This is a genomic window from Mycobacterium sp. NGS62 (assembly GCF_059812285.1).
In genome coordinates this window covers 1-18,803 of the sequence record NZ_JCALCK010000021.1, presented here as the reverse complement: position 1 = coordinate 18,803, position 18,803 = coordinate 1, and the positions used below count along the sequence as shown (strand labels likewise).

Here is an 18,803-nt window from a genome sequence, read left to right as displayed (position 1 = left end):
GTTTCTTGCTTCCGACCACAAAGCGGGTTATCCTCGGAGCCGTCCAGCCAATCGCAGCATCTGCATCTGCATCAATACTGGATTGCGGCTAGGACGACCACCAATTCTTCTCATGGACGATGGTTCGCCATATATACCGCCGATCGTGGTGATCACCGTTGCAGAGTCGATGGTTGGCAGCACTCGGCGATTTGGCTGAATGCTACGAACCCCTCGCGTGATCTGATCAGTGAGGGAAAGAAAGGAAATCCGTGACTGATACGGACCTCATCACGGCTGGCGACAGCACTGACGATCAGAAGCTGTCGAATTCCGTGACCACAAACACTCCCGCCGCCTCAGATGAAGCTACGTCGGCGGTGGATGCCAATAAGGAGTCGGACGGTTCGCTGTCGACGATGGTGCTGCCCGAACTGCGGGCGCTGGCCAATCGAGTGGGTGTCAAAGGCACTTCCGGGATGCGCAAGAACGAACTGATTGCCGCGATCCGCGAAAGCCGCGGGCACACCAATGGTGCATCGGACGGTGATAGCGGCAAGTCCGACGACAACTCGGCCGACCAAACCGCAACGTCCTCCGAGTCCGACGCGCCGCGCCGGGAACGCCGCGGCGCCTCACGCCAAGCGGGATCACCGGCCAACGATGCACCCGAGCAGGACAAGCAGGCCGACAAAGCCGAGCAAGACGACGCCGACAAGCGCGGACGTGACCAACAGGGCACGAAGACCGACGAGCGCGATTCGGACAAAACCGCAGACCAAGGCCAACGAGACGGCGGCGGGCAGCAGAACCGCGGCAGCGACGACGACGGCGACGGCCGCCAGGGCCGACGCGGCCGCCGGTTCCGCGAACGGCGGCGCCGCGGCGAACGGTCGGGCGACGGAGGCGAAGCCGAACTGCGCGAGGACGACGTCGTCCAGCCGGTGGCCGGCATCCTCGACGTACTGGATAACTACGCGTTCGTGCGCACGTCCGGCTATCTGGCCGGGCCGCACGACGTCTATGTCTCGATGAACATGGTGCGCAAGAACGGTTTACGGCGCGGCGATGCGGTGACCGGCGCTGTGCGGTTACCGAAGGACGGCGAACAGCCCAATCAGCGGCAGAAGTTCAACCCGCTGGTCCGATTGGACAGCGTCAACGGCGGACCGGTCGAGGACGCCAAGAAGCGTCCCGATTTCACCAAGCTGACCCCGCTGTATCCCAATCAGCGGCTTCGGCTGGAAACCACCCCCGACCGGCTGACCACCCGGGTCATCGACTTGATCATGCCGATCGGTAAGGGTCAGCGTGCGCTGATCGTGTCGCCGCCCAAGGCCGGTAAGACCACGATCCTGCAGGACATCGCCAACGCGATCACCAAGAACAACCCGGAATGCCACCTGATGGTCGTGCTCGTCGACGAGCGACCTGAGGAGGTCACCGACATGCAGCGTTCGGTCAAGGGTGAGGTCATCTCCTCGACGTTCGACCGCCCGCCGTCGGATCACACCCAGGCCGCAGAGCTTGCCATCGAACGCGCCAAGCGGCTCGTCGAACAGGGCAAAGACGTTGTGGTGTTGCTCGACTCGATCACCCGCCTCGGGCGCGCTTACAACAACGCGTCGCCCGCCTCGGGCCGCATCCTGTCCGGTGGTGTGGACTCCACGGCCCTCTACCCGCCGAAGCGCTTCCTCGGTGCCGCCCGCAACATCGAAGAAGGCGGCTCGCTGACCATCATCGCCACCGCGATGGTGGAGACCGGATCCACCGGTGACACAGTCATTTTCGAGGAGTTCAAGGGCACGGGCAATGCCGAGCTCAAGCTGGACCGCAAGATCTCCGAACGGCGGGTGTTCCCGGCAGTCGACGTGAACCCATCGGGTACGCGCAAAGACGAACTGCTGCTGTCGCCCGACGAATTCGGAATCGTGCACAAGCTGCGCCGGGTGCTGTCAGGGCTGGATTCCCACCAAGCCATCGACTTGCTGATGTCGCAGCTGCGGAAAACCAAGACCAACTACGAGTTCCTGGTGCAGGTGTCCAAGACGACGCCGGGCGGCTTGGACAACGACTGACCGGACGTAGCACACCGACGGTGGCGAGGCGCACGGCCGTACCGCCAAGCAATTGACGTCGCGTCGGTAATGTGCGAGTCCGTGGCGGACACTCTTCAGCAACTGCTTCGCGAACGAGTTGCCGACGACGCTCCAGCGGTGAAATACGGCGACCGGGTGTGGACCTGGCGTGAACATCTGGCGGATGCCTCGGCGACCGCCGCCGCGCTGATCGGCATCGCCGATCCCGACCGACCAATGCATGTCGGCGCGTTGTTGGGCAACACCCCCGAGATGCTCACTGCGATGGCGGCGGCCGCCCTGGGCGGTTATGTGTTGTGCGGCATCAACGACACCCGCCGCGGCGACGCCCTGGCCCGAGACATTCTGCGCGCCGATTGCCAGATACTTCTCACCGATTCCGCACACCGCGCGCTGCTCGACGGTCTGGACCTGCCCGGAGTGCAGGTGCTGGACACCTCGAGCAGCGAGTGGTCGGCTGTGCGGGATGCTGCCGGCAAGCTGACCCCGTACCGGGAGGTCGCAGCGACCGACACGTTCATGATGATTTTCACCTCGGGTACTAGCGGCGAACCCAAGGCGGTACAGGTCATGCATCTGACCGTGCTATTCGCCGGTGCGTCGCTGATCGAGCGTTTCGGAGTCGACGCCTCCGGTGTCTGCTATCTGTCGATGCCGTTGTTTCACTCCAACGCATTACTGGCGGGGTGGAGCGTGGCCGTCGGCTCGGGCGCGGCGATGGTGCCCGCAACCTTCTCGGCGTCCGGTTTGTTGCCCGACCTTCGCCGCTACGGCGTGACCTACCTGAACTACGTCGGCAAGCCGCTGGCCTATGTGCTGGCCACGCCCGAGCAACCCGACGATCACGACAACCCGTTGCGCGTCGCATTCGGCAACGAGGCCAGCGATCGCGACATCGCCGAGTTCGGCCGGCGCTTCGGCTGCACGGTGTGGGACGGCTTCGGCTCCAGTGAGGGCGCCATCATCATCACCCGCGAGGACGGGTGCCCGCCCGGTTCGCTGGGCCGGGGCTTTCCCGGCGTGGCCATCTACAACCCCGACACGAACAACGAATGCCCGGTGGCCACCTTCTACGACGACGGCGCACTGGCCAACGCCGAGGAAGCTATCGGGGAGCTGGTCAACACGTCCGGCGCAGGGCTGTTCGCGGGCTATTACAACGACCCGGATGCCACCGGCGCGCGGTTGCGGGACGGCATGTTCTGGTCGGGTGACCTGGCCTACCGCGACGAGGAGGGCTGGATCTACTTCGCCGGTCGCAGCGGCGAATGGCTGCGCGTCGATGGCGAGAACATGACGACGGCGCCGATCGAGCGCATCCTGCAACGGGTGCCGGCCATCAGCCAAGTCGCGGTCTACGCCGTGCCCGACGAGCAGGTCGGCGACCAGGTGATGGCCGCGGCGGTGCTGGCCGACAACGTCGGGTTGACGCCCGAGGAGTTCGGCGAGTTTCTGGCCGGCCAACCCGATTTGTCACCCAAGGCGTGGCCGCGTTATGTCTGGATCACCGATAGCCTGCCCAGCACGGCGACGAACAAAATCCTCAAACGGGAACTGAGGGCACGGGGCGCCGCCCCTGATGGCGGACAGCTGTGGACCCGGACCGGACGCGGTAACGCCTATGCCATCCTGGACCGCCGAGGCGACTGCCAGGCCAGCGCCGGTTGAGCGAACCGGTGCGCGGGAATGTCCAGGACCATCCCTGCGTTTGGGATGAGGGCGGCTGACCTGGCATAATCAACCGCCGACACCTCAGGTTCCGGTTCACGTCCCATCGCCGATGTGATGCGGGCGACCCGGCGGCCGACGATTGAAGAGGAAATCATGAAATCTGACATTCATCCCGCATACGGCGAGACCACCGTGGTCTGCGGTTGCGGCAATACGTTCCAGACACGCAGCACCAAGGAAAGCGGCCGCATCGTGGTCGAGGTCTGCTCGCAGTGCCACCCGTTCTATACCGGCAAGCAGAAGATCCTGGACAGCGGCGGCCGGGTGGCCCGCTTTGAGAAGCGCTACGGCAAGCGCAAGGCTGGCGCCGACAAGGCAGCCAAGACCGAGCAGGCTGACGCCGACAAGTAGCACCGACGCCCGAACCTGTCGCGGAACCCGCACAGGTCGGGCGTCGTTTTGTGTTCGGGTCGGTGGCATTGCGGAAAGGGGCCAGCATGACGCAAAGCGTTCAGGCCATCGATGCGCTGCTGGCCGAACACGCCGAACTCGAGCTCCGACTGGCCGATCCCCAACTGCACAGCAATCCCGCCGACGCCCGCAAAGTCGGGCGGCGGTTCGCGCAGTTGACGCCGATCGTCGCGACTCACCGCAAGTTGGAGACGGTGCGCGGTGATTTGGAGACCGCCCGGGAGCTGGCTTCGTCCGACGAGTCGTTCGCCGCTGAGGTCACCGAGCTGGAAGCACAGGCCGCCGAACTGGAAACTCAATTCACCGACATGCTGGCGCCCCGCGACCCGCACGACGCCGACGACATCGTGCTCGAGGTCAAGTCGGGGGAGGGCGGCGAAGAGTCGGCGCTGTTTGCCGCCGACCTGGCGCGGATGTATATCCGCTACGCCGAGCGGCACGGCTGGACGGTGACCGTACTCGACGAGACCACGTCGGATCTGGGCGGCTACAAGGACGCCACACTGACCATTGCCAGCAAAGGCGACTCCGCCGACGGCGTATGGTCGCGGATGAAGTTCGAGGGCGGGGTGCACCGGGTGCAACGTGTCCCGGTAACCGAATCCCAAGGGCGCGTGCATACCTCGGCAGCCGGTGTGCTGGTGTATCCGGAGCCCGAGGAGGTCGGCGAGGTACAGATCGACGAGTCGGATCTGCGGATCGACGTCTACCGCTCCTCCGGCAAGGGCGGTCAGGGCGTCAACACCACCGACTCCGCGGTGCGAATCACCCACTTGCCCACCGGTATTGTGGTCACCTGCCAAAACGAGCGCTCCCAGCTGCAGAATAAAGCTCGCGCGCTGCAGGTGCTCGCGGCCCGTCTGCAGGCAATAGCTGAAGAGCAGGCGCTGGCCGACGCATCGGCCGACCGCGCCAGCCAGATCCGGACTGTGGACCGCAGCGAGCGAATCCGCACCTACAACTTCCCGGAGAACCGCATCACCGACCACCGAATCGGTTTCAAGGCCCACAATCTCGACCAAGTTCTCGACGGCGACCTCGACGCCTTGTTCGACGCGCTGAGCGTGGCTGACCGGCAGTCCCGGCTGCAACAGTCATGACGACCCCACTGCGGCGCGCGATCGACTCCGCTGTAGTTGCGTTAACACAGGCCGGAATCGATTCTGCCCGTTACGATGCCGAACAGTTGGCTGCGCATTTGGTAGGTAGTGACCGCGGAAGGCTATCGCTGCTCGACGCGCCCGATGACGATTTCTTCGCGCGGTACGACACGGTCATCACCGAGCGTTCGCGCCGGGTGCCGCTACAGCACCTCACCGGCAGCGTGGATTTCGGGCCGGTAACTCTTCGTGTTGGTCCTGGCGTATTCATCCCGCGACCCGAAACCGAGACACTTTTGGAATGGGCTATCGCGCAACGCCTTCCCGCCAATCCGATCATCGTCGACGTCTGTACTGGATCGGGGGCATTGGCCGTCGCCCTGTCACGGTACTGGCCGGCGGCCCGGGTGCTGGGAATCGACAATGCCGATACGGCACTGGAGTACGCGCGTGAGAATGCGGCGGACACCGCGGTCGAACTCGTACACGCCGACGTCACCGTCCCGGGCCTGCTCGCTGAGCTCGAGGGCCGCGTCGATCTCGTCGTCGCCAACCCGCCCTATGTTCCCGATGGCACGCCGGTGGAACCCGAGGTTTCCCAACATGATCCGGAGCATGCAGTATTTGGGGGTCCGGATGGCATGACGGTGATCTCCGAGGTCGTCGGCCTTGCCGCACGGTGGCTACGGCCGGGCGGTTTGCTCGCGGTCGAGCACGACGACACAACATCACAGCAGACTGCCCAACTGATCACCGACACAATGCTTTTCGATGGCATCGTCGCGCGAGAGGATTTAGCCGGCCGGCCGAGGTTCGTGACTGCGCAGAGAAGGAGCGGCGCATGAGTGAGCGCTTCGACTGCACCGATCCGGGCCAACGTTCCCGCGGAATCGCGGCGGCCGCCGGGGCGGTCAAGAACGGCCGACTGGTGGTGTTGCCGACCGACACCGTCTACGGCATCGGCGCTGACGCGTTCGACGGTGCAGCGGTGGCGGCGCTGCTTTCGGCCAAGCGCCGTGGTCGCGATATGCCGGTGCCGGTACTGGTCGGTTCCTGGAACACCATCGACGGCCTGGCCCTGACCGTTCCGCAGGAAGTTCGCAAACTGATCCGCGCGTTCTGGCCCGGCGCGTTGAGCCTGGTCATCCAGCAGGCCCCGTCGCTGCAGTGGGACCTCGGCGACGCCCGGGGCACCGTGATGCTGCGGATGCCCTTGCATCCGGTCGCAATCGAGTTACTGCGCGAAGTCGGGCCGATGGCGGTGTCCAGTGCCAACGTCTCGGGCAGTCCGCCCGCCGTCGACGCCGATGAGGCCCATCGGCAGCTTGGAGATCTCGTCGAGATCTATCTCGACGCGGGAACATCGGCGCAACAGGCGGCCTCGACGATCCTGGACCTGACGGCGCCGACGCCGCGCATCGTGCGTCCGGGCCCGGTCACCGCCGAGGCAATTGCCGCGGTACTCGAGACGGATCCGGGCAGTTTGACGGGCTAATCTGCTCGGCAACTGCGTGGAGTACGGTCTTGCGAATGTCTAGCGACGTGGACAGCCTTGCCGGCGGTCTGCTCGCCTTGTCTGATCGTGGCGCCGGTGTCCCGCTGCGCGAGCTGGTTCTGGTGGGTCTGGCTGCCGCGATCATCACCTACTTCGCGACCGGACCAGTGCGCGTGCTGGCCACCCGGTTCGGCGCGGTCGCCTACCCGCGCGAACGCGACGTGCACGTGACGCCGACACCGCGGATGGGCGGGTTGGCGATGTACCTCGGCGTCTTGGCCGCCGTCTTCCTCGCGTCGCAGCTTCCCGCGCTCACCCGCGGCTTCGTGTACTCCTCCGGCATGCCCGCTGTGCTGGTGGCGGGCGCGGTGATCGTGGGCATCGGCCTGATTGACGATCGGTGGGGCCTGGACGCGCTGACCAAGTTCGCCGGACAGATCACCGCGGCCAGTGTGCTGGTCACGATGGGGGTGGCCTGGAGCGTGTTGTACATCCCGCTCGGCGGGGTCGGCACCATCGTGCTGGACCAGGTCTCCTCGATCCTGCTCACGCTGGCATTGACCGTGTCGATCATCAACGCGATGAACTTCGTCGACGGCCTGGACGGACTGGCCGCCGGATTGGGACTAATCACCGCGTTGGCATTCTGCATGTTCTCGGTCGGGATGCTGCGCGACCATGGCGGCGACGTGCTGTTCTATCCGCCGGCGGTGATCTCGGTGGTCCTCGCCGGGGCCTGTCTAGGTTTTCTGCCGCACAACTTTTACCGGGCCCGGATCTTCATGGGGGATTCCGGCTCGATGCTGATCGGCCTGATGTTGGCCGCCGCGTCGACAACGGCGGCGGGCCCGATCTCGCAGAACGCTTATGGCGCGCGCGACGTGTTTGCTCTGTTGTCGCCGTTCCTGTTGGTGGTGGCGGTGATGTTCGTGCCGGCACTGGACATGCTGTTGGCGATCATCCGGCGTACCCGGGCCGGACTCAGCCCGTTCAGCCCAGACAAGATGCACCTGCACCATCGGCTGCTGCAGATCGGCCATTCGCACCGCCGCGTGGTGCTGTTGATCTACCTGTGGGTGGGCATCGTCGCGTTCGGCGCTGCGAGCACGATCTTTTTCGATCCGCGTGACACCGGCGCGGTGATGCTGGGCGCACTTGCGATCGCGATCATCGCCACGCTGATCCCGTTGCTACGCGGCCGCGGCGACCTCTACGACGAGGAGTAGTAGAGTCGTCGCCGATGTGGTACCGTGCAGCTAGAACCCGAAGAAACCTCGCGGGTTGCCGGCCACCCGGCCGTCGGACTCACGTCTGATTCGGCCGTTGTAAGACCGACATGGGGAGCTATTCCTTGGGTGACTCGAGCGTGCTGATTGCCCTCCGATACGCTCAACGGGCCACGCAACATTCAACCAGGCGACGCCCCCCACGCGACAACCTAGCGAGGACTGAGGTGCAGCAGTGACAACGCCAGCGCAGGACGCGCCGTTGGTGTTTCCGTCCGTTGCATTCCGGCCGATTCGGCTGCTCGTAATCTGCGTTGCACTGACCGCCGTGGCGATCGCCGTCAGCGCTTCACTTGGCCATCTGATGGTCGGCGTGTTCTTTGGGATCGGCCTTCTCATGGGTTTGCTCAACGCACTCGGTGTGCGGCGTTCGGTCACGGCGATCACCGCCGACGCGCACCCGCTCAAGTCGAAGATGGCGGTCAATTCGGCGGGCCGACTGCTGGTGATCTCCGTGATCGGGCTGATCATCGCCTTCATCTTCCAGCCCGAGGGACTCGGTGTGGTGTTCGGGCTTGCACTTTTCCAGGTGCTATTAGTACTGAGCACCGCTCTGCCGGTTTGGAAAAAGCTACGCACGGGAACCGCCGACCTGGGACTGGACGGTGCCGGCACTGAGGGGAGGCGAGACGGCGATGACTAGGGCGCTCCTGGCCGATGCTGCAATCGAAGTCGGTGAGCATCACAAAGCCGATTGGTTCGGGCTGACCGTCAACACGGACACGATCCTGTCGAGTGCCATCGCCGCGGTGATCGTGATCGCACTGGCGTTCTTCCTGCGCGCCAAAGTCACGTCAAGCGGGGTGCCGGGCGGAGTCCAACTGTTCTTCGAAGCGATCACCATCGGCATGCGCAACCAGATCGAAGCCGCGATCGGCATGCGGATCGCACCGTTCGTGTTGCCGCTGGCGGTGACGATCTTCATCTACATCCTGATCTCGAACTGGCTGTCGGTGCTTCCTTTGCAGTACAAGGACGAGCATGGGCACGCCAGCGAACTGCTCTCTTCAGCGGCCGCGGACATCAACTACGTTCTGGCGCTGGCGTTGTTCGTCTTCATCTGTTACCACGCAGCCGGTTTCTGGCGGCGCGGCATCCTGGGGCATCCGTTCAGAGTGCTTAAGGGCCACGTCGCGTTCATGGCCCCGTTCAACCTGGTGGAAGAGATCGCCAAGCCGGTCTCGTTGTCGCTCCGGCTTTTTGGCAACATCTTCGCCGGTGGGATTCTGGTGGCGCTGATCGCGCTGTTCCCGCCGTATGTCTTGTGGGCCCCCAACGCGGTGTGGAAGGCATTCGACTTGTTCGTCGGGTTGATCCAGGCGTTCATCTTCGCGCTGCTGACTATCTTGTACTTCGCCCAGGCGATGGAGTTGGAAGAACACGACTAACAGGGCCGGCTCGCCGAGCGCAGGACCACGACAGAAAACTGGTAGACCGCTACCAGCCAGCAAGGAGGGTATGGAATGGCAGGAGTAGATCCGCAAATCGCGATGGGTGCGCTCATCGGCGGCGGACTGATCTTGGGCGGCGGTGCCGTTGGCGCCGCCATCGGTGATGGCATCGCCGGTAACGCGCTGATCTCCGGCGTTGCCCGGCAGCCCGAGGCACAGGGCCGGTTGTTCACGCCGTTCTTCATCACCGTCGGTCTGGTGGAGGCCATGTACTTCATCAACCTGGCGTTCATGGCGCTGTTCGTCTTCGCCAACCCGCTCGCCTGATCAATAGAAATGGGTGACATGAGCGCTTTTGCCCTGGCCACCAACCAGGCAGCCGAGGGAGGCAACAACTTCCTCATTCCCAACGGCACCTTCTTCGTCGAGCTGATCATCTTCTTGATCGTGCTCGGCGTGATCGGCACTTTCGTTGTGCCGCCGATCATGCGGGTGCTGCATGAGCGCGAGAACATGGTCACCAAGACGCTGGCGGACAACAAGAAGTCGGCCGAGCAGTTCGCTGCTGCCCAGGAGGACTACGAGAAAGCGATGTCGCAAGCCCGGGTCGAGGCCTCGGCCGCCCGAGACGACGCCCGGGCTGACGGCCGCAAGGTCGTCGAGGATATGCGCGCTCGCGCCGAAGAACAGGTGTCCTCGACGTTGCAGGACGCCGGTGAGCAACTCAAGCAGGAGGGCGACGCGGTGGCAGCGGAGCTGCGCTCTCAGGTCGAGAGCATGTCGACGACGTTGGCCAGCCGTATCCTCGGCGTCGAGGTCACCGCCACGACCACGGTCACCGGGGCGAGGTAACCGAGATGTCGACCTTTTTCGGACAGCTGGCTGGGTTCATCGTCATCGTGTTGTTGGTGTGGCGTTTTGTCGTGCCGCCGGTGCGCAGGCTGATGGTCGAGCGCCAAGAAACGGTGCGGAAAGAGTTGGAGGACTCCGCGGCTGCCGCCGAGCGGCTGACGGAGGCCAGCGAAGCCCACAACACGGCGCTGGAAGAGGCCAAGGCCGAGGCCCATCGGGTCACCGAAGAGGCTCACGCGGACGCCGAACGTATCGCCGAACAACTGCGGGCGCAGGCCGACGTCGAAGTTGAGCGCATCAAAGTGCAGGGCGCCAAGCAGGTCGAACTGTTGCGCGCGCAGCTGGTTCGCCAGCTGCGTCAGGACTTCGGTGCCGAATCCGTGCGGCGGGCCGGGGAACTGGTGCGCGACTACGTCGCCGACTCGGCGCAGCAGTCCGACACCGTCGACCGCTTTCTCAACGACCTCGACGCGATGGCGCCATCTGAGGCCGCCGTCGAATATCCGGTGCTGGCCAAGATGCGGTCAGCCAGCCGTCGAGCGCTGACCGAGCTGGCGGAGCGGTTCGGTGAAACCGCAGGCGACCTCGACGACAGAAAGCTGACCACGCTCGCCGACGAACTCGCATCGGTCGCCACCATGCTGAACCGTGAAGTCGTCGTTACCCGGTATCTGACCGTGCCGGCCGAGGACGCCGCCGCTCGCGTCCGCTTGCTCGAGCGGCTGGTGTCCGGCAAAGTCAGCGAACCCACGCTCGATGTACTCCGTACCGCCGTATCAGCGCGCTGGTCCACCAACTCCGACCTCGTGGACGCCATTGAACACATTGCGCGGCAAGCATTGTTGTTGCGCGCCGAACGAGCGGATCAGGTTGACGAGGTGGAAGATCAGATCTTCCGGTTCAGCCGCATCCTCGATGCCGAGCCCAGGTTGGCAGTCCTGCTGGGCGATTACAGTGTGTCCGCCGAAGGCCGGGTCCAGTTGCTGCGCAACGTACTCGAGGGCGCTGCCGGCCGTGTCAACCCGATCGCGGCCGCGTTGCTGGCGCAGACGATTGAGTTGCTGCGAGGCGAGCCGGCCGAAGACGCGGTCAATGGCCTGGCCGAAGTCGCGGTGGCTCGCCGCGGCGAGGTCGTCGCACATGTCCGCGCTGCGGCCGAACTCAGCGATCAACAACGCACCCGCCTCACCGAGGTGCTCAGCCGGATCTACGGTCACCCGGTGACGGTGCAGATGCAGATCGACCCCAAACTGCTGGGCGGACTTTCCATCTCGGTCGGCGACGAGGTAATCGACGGTACGCTCTCGTCGCGTCTCGCCGCAGCCGAGAACCAGCTGCCGGACTAAAGCACGCACCAGACTGAACCACAAGCCAGAGACCACAATCAACAAGCAGGAAGACGAAAAGCCATGGCAGAGTTGACAATCTCCGCTGAAGATATTCAGGGCGCGATCGAGGAATACGTTAGCTCCTTCACCTCCGACACTGCCCGCGAGGAGGTCGGCACCGTCGTCGACGCCGGCGACGGTATTGCGCACGTCGAGGGCTTGCCGTCGGTGATGACCCAGGAACTTCTCGAGTTCCCCGGCGGGGTACTGGGCGTCGCGCTCAACCTCGACGAACACAACGTCGGCGCGGTGATCCTGGGTGATTACGAAAACATCGAAGAAGGCCAGCAAGTCAAGCGGACCGGCGAAGTGCTCTCCGTGCCGGTCGGCGACGGTTTCCTCGGCCGCGTGGTCGACCCGCTCGGCCAACCGATCGACGGGCGCGGCGATATCGAATCCGACACTCGCAGGGCGCTGGAGATTCAAGCGCCATCAGTGGTGCAACGACAGGGCGTCAAGGAGCCGCTGCAAACCGGTATCAAGGCCGTCGACTCGATGACCCCGATCGGACGCGGTCAGCGGCAGCTGATCATCGGCGACCGCAAGACCGGCAAGACTGCGGTATGCGTCGACACCATCCTCAACCAGCGCCAAAACTGGGAATCTGGGGATGCCGAAAAGCAGGTGCGGTGCGTGTATGTCGCCATCGGCCAGAAGGGCACCACCATCGCCGCCGTGCACCGCACTCTGGAAGACGGCGGCGCGATGGACTACACCACGATCGTCGCCGCGCCCGCGTCGGATTCCGCCGGCTTCAAATGGCTTGCGCCGTACACCGGTTCGGCGATTGCGCAGCACTGGATGTACGACGGTAAGCACGTGCTGATCGTGTTCGACGACCTGAGCAAGCAGGCCGAGGCCTACCGGGCGATCTCGCTGCTGCTGCGCCGCCCGCCGGGCCGCGAAGCCTATCCCGGCGACGTGTTCTATCTGCATTCGCGGCTGCTGGAACGGTGCGCAAAACTGTCCGATGAGTTGGGGGGCGGCTCGCTGACCGGTCTGCCGATCATCGAGACCAAGGCCAACGACATCTCGGCCTACATCCCGACCAACGTCATCTCGATCACCGACGGGCAGTGCTTCCTGGAGTCCGATCTTTTCAACCAGGGTGTGCGCCCGGCCATCAACGTCGGGGTATCGGTGTCACGGGTGGGTGGCGCAGCGCAGATCAAGGCGATGAAAGAAGTAGCAGGAAGTCTCCGCTTGGATCTCTCGCAGTACCGCGAACTGGAGTCGTTCGCGGCGTTCGCCTCCGATCTGGACGCCACGTCCAAAGCACAGTTGGAACGTGGTGCGCGTCTGGTCGAACTGCTCAAACAACCGCAAGCTCGACCGATGCCCGTGGAGGAGCAGGTGATTTCGATCTTCCTGGGCACATCCGGTCACCTGGATTCGGTCCCGGTCGAAGACATCAGCCGGTTCGAGGCCGAGTTCCTCGACCACGTTCGGGCTTCCGAAGAGCAGATTCTTTCCGAGATCCGGGAATCCCAGAAGCTCAGCGAAGAGTCCGCTGACAAGCTGACCGAGGCGGTCAATAACTTCAAGAAGGGCTTCGCGGCCACCGGCGGCGGATCGGTCGTGCCCGACGAGCATGTCGAAGCCCTCGACGAAGAGAAGTTGGGCAAAGAAGCAGTGCAGGTTCACAAGCCCGCCCCGAAGAAGAAGAAGTAATCGAGGATGGCAGCCACCCTTCGCGAATTGCGGGGCCGGATCCGCTCTGCGGGGTCGATCAAAAAGATCACCAAAGCCCAAGAGCTGATTGCGACGTCGCGTATCGGCAGGGCCCAAGCCCGCCTTGAGTCGGCCCGCCCCTATGTCACGGGCATCACCAACATGCTCACGACTCTGGCCAGCGAAGCGGCTCTGGATCATCCGCTGCTCGTCGAGCGTCCCGATCGCACACGGGCCGGCGTTCTGGTGGTGTCGTCCGACCGCGGCCTCTGTGGCGCCTACAACTCGAGTGTTTTTCGGCGTGCCGAGGAGCTGTTTTCCTTATTGCGGGATGAGGGCAAGACGCCGGTACTCTACGTAGTCGGCCGGAAAGCGCTGAATTACTACACATTCCGGAATTGGGACATCGTCGAGTCGTGGACTGGGTTCTCCGAGCAGCCGCAGTACGAGAATGCTGTCGAGATCGCCGAGGCGCTCGTGGATGCGTTCATGGCCGGGGCGGGCGGCAACGGTGACGAGCGTGTATCCGACGACATCACCGGGGTCGACGAGTTGCACATCGTCTCCACCGAGTTCAAGTCGATGATGTCGCAATCGGCTGAGGCACACCGGATCGCCCCGATGGTGGTCGAGTACGTCGGGGAGGATACCGGGCTACACACGCTGTACTCGTTCGAGCCGGACGCCACCACATTGTTCGAGTCGCTGCTGCCGCGCTACCTGACCACGCGCGTGTACGCCGCGCTGCTCGAAGCCGCGGCGTCAGAGCTGGCGTCACGTCAGCGGGCGATGAAGTCGGCCACCGACAACGCCGACGACCTCATCAAGGAACTCACGCTGGCGGCCAACCGCGAGCGGCAGGGTCAGATCACTCAGGAAATCAGCGAAATCGTCGGCGGCGCAAACGCGCTCGCCGAGGCCGCTAGCTAAGACCCCATCAGGAAGCGAAGAAGATATGGCTGCTACCACTCAGAAGTCGGCAAAGAAAGAGAAGACCGACACCAACGGCCGCGTAGTGCGGGTTACCGGGCCGGTGGTCGACGTCGAGTTCCCTCGGGGTTCGGTGCCGGAGCTGTTCAACGCACTGCACGCCGAGGTTACTTTTAAAGAGCTCGCGAAAACGTTGACGCTGGAAGTGTCGTTGCACCTAGGCGACAACCTGGTGCGCACGATCTCGATGCAGCCCACTGACGGGCTAGTGCGCGGCGTCGAGGTGATCGACACCGGGACCTCGATCTCGGTGCCGGTCGGCGATGGCGTCAAGGGCCACGTCTTCAACGCGCTCGGCGACTGCCTGGACGAGAAGGATTACGGCAAGGACTTCGACCACTGGCCGATTCACCGTAAGCCCCCGGCTTTCGACGAACTGGAGCCGCGCACCGAAATGCTCGAGACCGGCCTCAAAGTCGTCGACTTGCTCACGCCATATGTGCGTGGCGGCAAGATCGCACTGTTCGGCGGCGCGGGCGTGGGCAAGACGGTGTTGATTCAGGAGATGATCAACCGTATCGCCCGCAACTTCGGCGGCACTTCGGTGTTCGCCGGTGTCGGCGAGCGCACCCGCGAAGGCAACGACCTGTGGGTCGAGCTCGGCGAAGCCGACGTGCTCAAAGACACCGCGCTGGTGTTCGGTCAGATGGACGAGCCGCCCGGCACCCGTATGCGGGTCGCGCTGTCCGCCCTGACGATGGCCGAGTACTTCCGCGACGAGGAGGGGCAGGACGTCCTGCTGTTCATCGACAACATCTTCCGGTTCACCCAGGCCGGATCGGAGGTGTCGACGCTGCTCGGCCGGATGCCCTCGGCGGTGGGATACCAGCCGACGCTGGCCGACGAGATGGGCGAGTTGCAGGAGCGCATCACCTCGACGCGGGGCAAGTCGATCACCTCGATGCAGGCGGTCTACGTCCCGGCCGACGACTACACCGACCCCGCGCCGGCGACGACGTTCGCTCACCTCGACGCCACCACCGAGCTGAGCCGGGCGGTGTTCTCCAAGGGCATCTTCCCCGCGGTCGACCCGTTGGCGTCGAGCTCCACCATCCTCGACCCGGGTGTGGTGGGCGACGAGCATTACCGCGTCGCGCAAGAGGTCATTCGGATCTTGCAGCGCTACAAGGACCTTCAGGACATCATCGCGATTCTCGGTATCGACGAGCTGTCCGAGGAGGACAAGCAGCAGGTGCAGCGCGCGCGGCGGATTGAGCGGTTCCTTTCCCAGAACATGATGGCCGCAGAACAGTTCACCGGCCAGCCTGGCTCAACCGTGCCGCTCAAGGAGACCATCGAGGCCTTCGACAAGCTGACCAAGGGCGAGTTCGACCACGTTCCCGAGCAGGCCTTCTTCTTGATCGGTGGCCTTGACGACTTGGCCAAGAAGGCTGAGAGTTTCGGCGCAAAGCTGGACGGCGGTGGATCGAAGAATGGCGGCGCCAAAAAGGACAGCGCCAAAAAGGACAACGCTGCCGACGAGGAATCCAAAAAGAGCGACTAGGCCGCGAAGATCGGCTGGGCACAACTGATGACGTCCGGCCAACGGCGAAAGTTCAGCAGGGAAGGTTGGGTGTGACGTGGCCGAGTTGGACGTCGAGATCGTCGCCGTCGACCGGAAGATCTGGTCGGGCAAGGGGACGTTCATCTTCACTCGCACCACCGTCGGCGAGATCGGCATCATGCCAAGGCATATCCCGTTGGTCGCCCAGCTGGTCGATGATGCCATGGTGCGTGTCGAGCGCGAGGGCGAAGACGATCTGCGTATCGCGGTGGACGGCGGCTTTCTCTCGGTAACCGAGGAAGGCGTCAGCATTCTCGCGGAGTCTGCGGAATTCGAATCAGAGATCGATGAGGCCGCTGCCAAACAGGATTCCGAGTCCGACGACCCACGTACCGCGGCCCGGGGCCGCGCTAGATTGCGCGCCGTCGGCGCGCTCGATTAGCGCGGCCGCGGCCGATGAGCGCGCCCACGATCGCCATGGTCGTGCTCATCGCCGTGCTGGGAGTTGCCGTCGTTGCGCTGAGTTATCGGCTGTGGAAATTGCGCCAGGGCGGAACGGCGGCCATCATGCGCGACATCCCGGCCACCGGTGGCCATGGGTGGCGGCACGGGGTAATCCGGTATCGCGGCGGTGAGGCCGCGTTCTATCGGCTGTCCAGTGTTCGGTTGTGGCCTGATCGGCGGCTGAGCAGACGTGGTATCGAGATCATCTCGCGACGTTCACCACGCGGCGACGAGTTCGACATCATGACCGAAGAGATCGTCGTGCTGGAACTACGCGACACAACCCAGGACCGTAGGTGGGGATATGAAATCGCTCTGGACCGAGGTGCATTGACCGCGTTTCTGTCGTGGCTGGAGTCTCGGCCCTCGCCGCGGGCGCGCCGCCGCAGCACCTGACGCTCTTAGTTGGCGGGCGACTCGGGTTGCCCGCCGCCCGGTCGCCAAAGCACGTCGCCACCGGGGTTGGCCAGCCGGGACAAGATGAACAGCAAGTCGGACAAGCGATTCAGGTATTTCGCGGGCAGGGTGCTGACGTCCGACGGATGCTCGTCGACCGCTGCCCACGCCGAGCGCTCGGCGCGGCGTACGACAGTCCTGGCGACGTGCAGTAGCGCCGAAAGTGGTGAACCACCGGGCAATATAAAGGAGTTCAGCGTTGGCAGGTTTTCGTTGAACTCGTCACACCACGTTTCCAGCCGGTCGATATAGGGCTGGACGACCCGCAGCGGGGGGTATTTCGGATTCTCGACGACCGGGGTGGACAGATCAGCGCCGGCATCGAAGAGGTCATTTTGGATCTGCCGCAGTACGTCGGCTATGCGCTGCTCGGGATTACCCAGGGCGATTGCGGTGCCGATCGTCGCGTTCGCCTCGTCGCAGTCGGCGTAGGCGACCAGTCGCGCGTCAGTCTTGGGCACCCGCGAGAAATCGCTCAACCCAGTGGTCCCGTCGTCACCGGTGCGGGTGTAGATGCGGGTCAGGTGTACGGCCATGGGTGAAAACGGTACCGGCCTGACTGACACGTGCGGTACCGCTCATTAAACTAACTTGCGTGGCTGAGCGTTTCGTGGTGACCGGCGGCAACCGGTTGTCAGGCGAAGTTGCTGTTGGGGGCGCCAAGAACAGCGTGCTGAAGTTGATGGCCGCGACGCTGCTGGCCGAGGGCACCAGCACGATCACCAACTGCCCGGACATTCTCGATGTCCCACTGATGGCCGAAGTGCTACGCGGCCTGGGGGCCACCGTCGAACTGTCCGGGTCAACCGTGCGCATCACCTCCCCGGACGAGCCGAAGTACGACGCGGACTTCGCCGCGGTCCGTCAGTTCCGCGCCTCGGTCTGTGTGCTGGGGCCCCTGGTCGGACGGTGCAAACGGGCCAAGGTTGCGCTGCCCGGAGGTGATGCCATCGGATCGCGTCCGCTGGACATGCACCAGGCCGGCCTGCGGCAGTTGGGCGCACACTGCAACATCGAGCACGGCTGCGTCGTCGCCCATGCAGATACGTTGCGCGGTGCAGAGATTCAGTTGGAGTTCCCCTCGGTGGGGGCGACCGAGAACATCTTGATGGCCGCGGTCGTGGCTGAGGGTGTCACCACGATCCACAATGCCGCGCGCGAACCCGATGTCGTTGACCTGTGCACGATGCTCAACCAGATGGGCGCCCAGGTCGAAGGTGCGGGTTCGCCGACGATGACGATTACCGGCGTGCCGCGGCTCTATCCCACCGAGCACCGGGTGATCGGGGACCGGATCGTCGCTGCGACCTGGGGCATCGCGGCAGCGATGACCCGTGGCGACATCTCGGTGACTGGCATCGATCCAGCGCATCTGCAGGTCGTGCTGCACAAGCTGCACGATGCAGGCGCCACCGTTACCCAGACCGATGACAGCTTTCGGGTAGCGCAGTACGAGCGCCCGAAAGCGGTGAACGTCGCGACGCTGCCCTTCCCGGGGTTTCCCACGGATCTGCAGCCGATGGCGATCGGCCTGGCATCGATCGCCGACGGCACGTCGATGATCACCGAGAACGTGTTCGAGGCGCGGTTCCGGTTCGTCGAGGAAATGATCCGACTCGGCGCCGATGCCCGCACCGACGGCCACCATGCGGTCGTTCGAGGCATCCCGCAACTGTCCAGCGCGCCGGTGTGGTCGTCGGACATCCGGGCCGGAGCGGGTCTGGTGCTTGCTGGGTTGGTGGCCGACGGGGACACAGAAGTGCATGATGTCTTCCACATCGATCGCGGCTATCCGTTGTTTGTGGAAAACCTCGTCAGTCTTGGGGCGGAGATCGAGCGGGTAGAATAAGCAGGACTTAACGACTCTCGTCGATCCTCTTAGCGGAACGACCTCGAGTTGACCGCGCCTGTGCCGCGGAGTATAGTGGCAGGGTTGCCTGTTCACG

19 protein-coding genes are annotated in these 18,803 nt (G+C 64.2%); 18 read left to right on the top strand and 1 reads right to left on the bottom strand.

Annotation, left to right across the window (positions count from 1 at the left end; genetic code table 11):
- The first annotated feature begins 251 nt into the window (after positions 1-251).
- From rho to AC5Y49_RS23555, 17 genes are all read left to right on the top strand, one after another.
- Positions 252-2,057: a transcription termination factor Rho gene (rho, locus tag AC5Y49_RS23635; RefSeq protein WP_499891818.1), complete on the top strand. Its 1,806-nt coding sequence runs from the start codon at positions 252-254 to the stop codon at positions 2,055-2,057.
- 81 nt (positions 2,058-2,138) lie between these two features.
- A complete protein-coding gene (gene fadD1, locus AC5Y49_RS23630; RefSeq protein ID WP_499891817.1) occupies positions 2,139-3,746 on the top strand; it encodes a fatty-acid--CoA ligase FadD1 in 1,608 nt (535 codons plus the stop codon).
- Positions 3,747-3,902: 156 nt separating this feature from the next.
- Positions 3,903-4,160 carry a 50S ribosomal protein L31 gene (gene rpmE / locus AC5Y49_RS23625; RefSeq protein ID WP_499891819.1) on the top strand — a complete coding sequence of 86 codons (258 nt, stop codon included), beginning with the start codon at positions 3,903-3,905 and terminating at the stop codon, positions 4,158-4,160.
- An 86-nt stretch (positions 4,161-4,246) separates the two neighbouring features.
- The gene (gene prfA / locus AC5Y49_RS23620) at positions 4,247-5,320 is read left to right on the top strand and encodes a peptide chain release factor 1 (RefSeq protein WP_499891816.1); all 1,074 of its coding nucleotides are present in this window, start codon (positions 4,247-4,249) and stop codon (positions 5,318-5,320) included.
- Positions 5,317-6,165, top strand: coding sequence for a peptide chain release factor N(5)-glutamine methyltransferase (gene prmC / locus AC5Y49_RS23615; protein WP_499891815.1), 849 nt, complete (start codon positions 5,317-5,319; stop codon positions 6,163-6,165). The genes prfA and prmC overlap by 4 nt, the downstream gene beginning before the upstream one ends.
- Positions 6,162-6,815 (top strand): L-threonylcarbamoyladenylate synthase, encoded by a 654-nt coding sequence (locus AC5Y49_RS23610; protein WP_499891814.1) that lies wholly within the window; start codon positions 6,162-6,164, stop codon positions 6,813-6,815. Before prmC ends, AC5Y49_RS23610 begins: the two co-directional genes overlap by 4 nt.
- Positions 6,816-6,850: 35 nt before the next feature.
- Positions 6,851-8,041, top strand: coding sequence for a glycosyltransferase family 4 protein (locus AC5Y49_RS23605; RefSeq protein ID WP_499891813.1), 1,191 nt, complete (start codon positions 6,851-6,853; stop codon positions 8,039-8,041).
- A gap of 235 nt (positions 8,042-8,276) precedes the next feature.
- Entirely contained in the window at positions 8,277-8,744 is a 468-nt protein-coding gene (locus AC5Y49_RS23600; protein ID WP_499891812.1) for an ATP synthase subunit I, read from the top strand.
- Positions 8,737-9,489, top strand: a complete 753-nt coding sequence (gene atpB, locus AC5Y49_RS23595; RefSeq protein ID WP_499891811.1) for a F0F1 ATP synthase subunit A — start codon at positions 8,737-8,739, stop codon at positions 9,487-9,489. The genes AC5Y49_RS23600 and atpB overlap by 8 nt, the downstream gene beginning before the upstream one ends.
- 75 nt (positions 9,490-9,564) lie before the next feature.
- The gene (locus AC5Y49_RS23590; RefSeq protein WP_065014437.1) at positions 9,565-9,819 is read left to right on the top strand and encodes a F0F1 ATP synthase subunit C; all 255 of its coding nucleotides are present in this window, start codon (positions 9,565-9,567) and stop codon (positions 9,817-9,819) included.
- Positions 9,820-9,828: 9 nt separating this feature from the next.
- Positions 9,829-10,344, top strand: coding sequence for a F0F1 ATP synthase subunit B (locus tag AC5Y49_RS23585; RefSeq protein ID WP_499891810.1), 516 nt, complete (start codon positions 9,829-9,831; stop codon positions 10,342-10,344).
- Positions 10,345-10,349: 5 nt separating this feature from the next.
- Complete coding sequence (locus tag AC5Y49_RS23580) at positions 10,350-11,690, top strand: F0F1 ATP synthase subunit B/delta (protein WP_499891809.1); 1,341 nt, start codon at positions 10,350-10,352, stop codon at positions 11,688-11,690.
- A 63-nt stretch (positions 11,691-11,753) separates the two neighbouring features.
- Positions 11,754-13,403: a F0F1 ATP synthase subunit alpha gene (gene atpA, locus AC5Y49_RS23575; RefSeq protein WP_499891808.1), complete on the top strand. Its 1,650-nt coding sequence runs from the start codon at positions 11,754-11,756 to the stop codon at positions 13,401-13,403.
- 6 nt (positions 13,404-13,409) lie between these two features.
- Positions 13,410-14,333 carry a F0F1 ATP synthase subunit gamma gene (locus AC5Y49_RS23570; protein WP_499891807.1) on the top strand — a complete coding sequence of 308 codons (924 nt, stop codon included), beginning with the start codon at positions 13,410-13,412 and terminating at the stop codon, positions 14,331-14,333.
- A gap of 25 nt (positions 14,334-14,358) precedes the next feature.
- On the top strand, positions 14,359-15,897 hold the full coding sequence (gene atpD, locus AC5Y49_RS23565; RefSeq protein WP_499891806.1) for a F0F1 ATP synthase subunit beta: 1,539 nt from the start codon (positions 14,359-14,361) through the stop codon (positions 15,895-15,897).
- 76 nt (positions 15,898-15,973) lie between these two features.
- Positions 15,974-16,339: a F0F1 ATP synthase subunit epsilon gene (locus tag AC5Y49_RS23560; RefSeq protein ID WP_499891805.1), complete on the top strand. Its 366-nt coding sequence runs from the start codon at positions 15,974-15,976 to the stop codon at positions 16,337-16,339.
- Positions 16,340-16,353: 14 nt separating this feature from the next.
- Complete coding sequence (locus tag AC5Y49_RS23555) at positions 16,354-16,797, top strand: DUF2550 domain-containing protein (protein WP_499891804.1); 444 nt, start codon at positions 16,354-16,356, stop codon at positions 16,795-16,797.
- A 5-nt stretch (positions 16,798-16,802) separates the two neighbouring features.
- On the opposite strand, the gene AC5Y49_RS23550 is transcribed toward AC5Y49_RS23555, so the two are convergent.
- A complete protein-coding gene (locus AC5Y49_RS23550) occupies positions 16,803-17,393 on the bottom strand; it encodes a cob(I)yrinic acid a,c-diamide adenosyltransferase (RefSeq protein WP_499891803.1) in 591 nt (196 codons plus the stop codon).
- 59 nt (positions 17,394-17,452) lie between these two features.
- Here AC5Y49_RS23550 and murA point away from each other — a divergent pair, with 59 nt between their 5' ends.
- A complete protein-coding gene (gene murA, locus AC5Y49_RS23545; RefSeq protein WP_065014446.1) occupies positions 17,453-18,706 on the top strand; it encodes a UDP-N-acetylglucosamine 1-carboxyvinyltransferase in 1,254 nt (417 codons plus the stop codon).
- Positions 18,707-18,803: the final 97 nt, after the last annotated feature.

Excerpts from the sequence above, each read along its gene's own strand:
- AC5Y49_RS23610 (WP_499891814.1), top strand. The coding sequence starts at position 6,162 with ATGAGTGAGCGCTTCGACTGCACCGATCCGGGCCAACGTTCCCGCGGA.
- prfA (WP_499891816.1), top strand. The coding sequence starts at position 4,247 with ATGACGCAAAGCGTTCAGGCCATCGATGCGCTGCTGGCCGAACACGCC.
- AC5Y49_RS23555 (WP_499891804.1), top strand. The coding sequence starts at position 16,354 with ATGAGCGCGCCCACGATCGCCATGGTCGTGCTCATCGCCGTGCTGGGA.
- AC5Y49_RS23585 (WP_499891810.1), top strand. The coding sequence starts at position 9,829 with ATGGGTGACATGAGCGCTTTTGCCCTGGCCACCAACCAGGCAGCCGAG.
- AC5Y49_RS23590 (WP_065014437.1), top strand. The coding sequence starts at position 9,565 with ATGGCAGGAGTAGATCCGCAAATCGCGATGGGTGCGCTCATCGGCGGC.
- atpA (WP_499891808.1), top strand. The coding sequence starts at position 11,754 with ATGGCAGAGTTGACAATCTCCGCTGAAGATATTCAGGGCGCGATCGAG.
- rpmE (WP_499891819.1), top strand. The coding sequence starts at position 3,903 with ATGAAATCTGACATTCATCCCGCATACGGCGAGACCACCGTGGTCTGC.
- AC5Y49_RS23605 (WP_499891813.1), top strand. The coding sequence starts at position 6,851 with ATGTCTAGCGACGTGGACAGCCTTGCCGGCGGTCTGCTCGCCTTGTCT.
- AC5Y49_RS23550 (WP_499891803.1), bottom strand. The coding sequence starts at position 17,393 with ATGGCCGTACACCTGACCCGCATCTACACCCGCACCGGTGACGACGGG.
- atpD (WP_499891806.1), top strand. The coding sequence starts at position 14,359 with ATGGCTGCTACCACTCAGAAGTCGGCAAAGAAAGAGAAGACCGACACC.
- AC5Y49_RS23570 (WP_499891807.1), top strand. The coding sequence starts at position 13,410 with ATGGCAGCCACCCTTCGCGAATTGCGGGGCCGGATCCGCTCTGCGGGG.
- AC5Y49_RS23580 (WP_499891809.1), top strand. The coding sequence starts at position 10,350 with ATGTCGACCTTTTTCGGACAGCTGGCTGGGTTCATCGTCATCGTGTTG.
- atpB (WP_499891811.1), top strand. The coding sequence starts at position 8,737 with ATGACTAGGGCGCTCCTGGCCGATGCTGCAATCGAAGTCGGTGAGCAT.
- prmC (WP_499891815.1), top strand. The coding sequence starts at position 5,317 with ATGACGACCCCACTGCGGCGCGCGATCGACTCCGCTGTAGTTGCGTTA.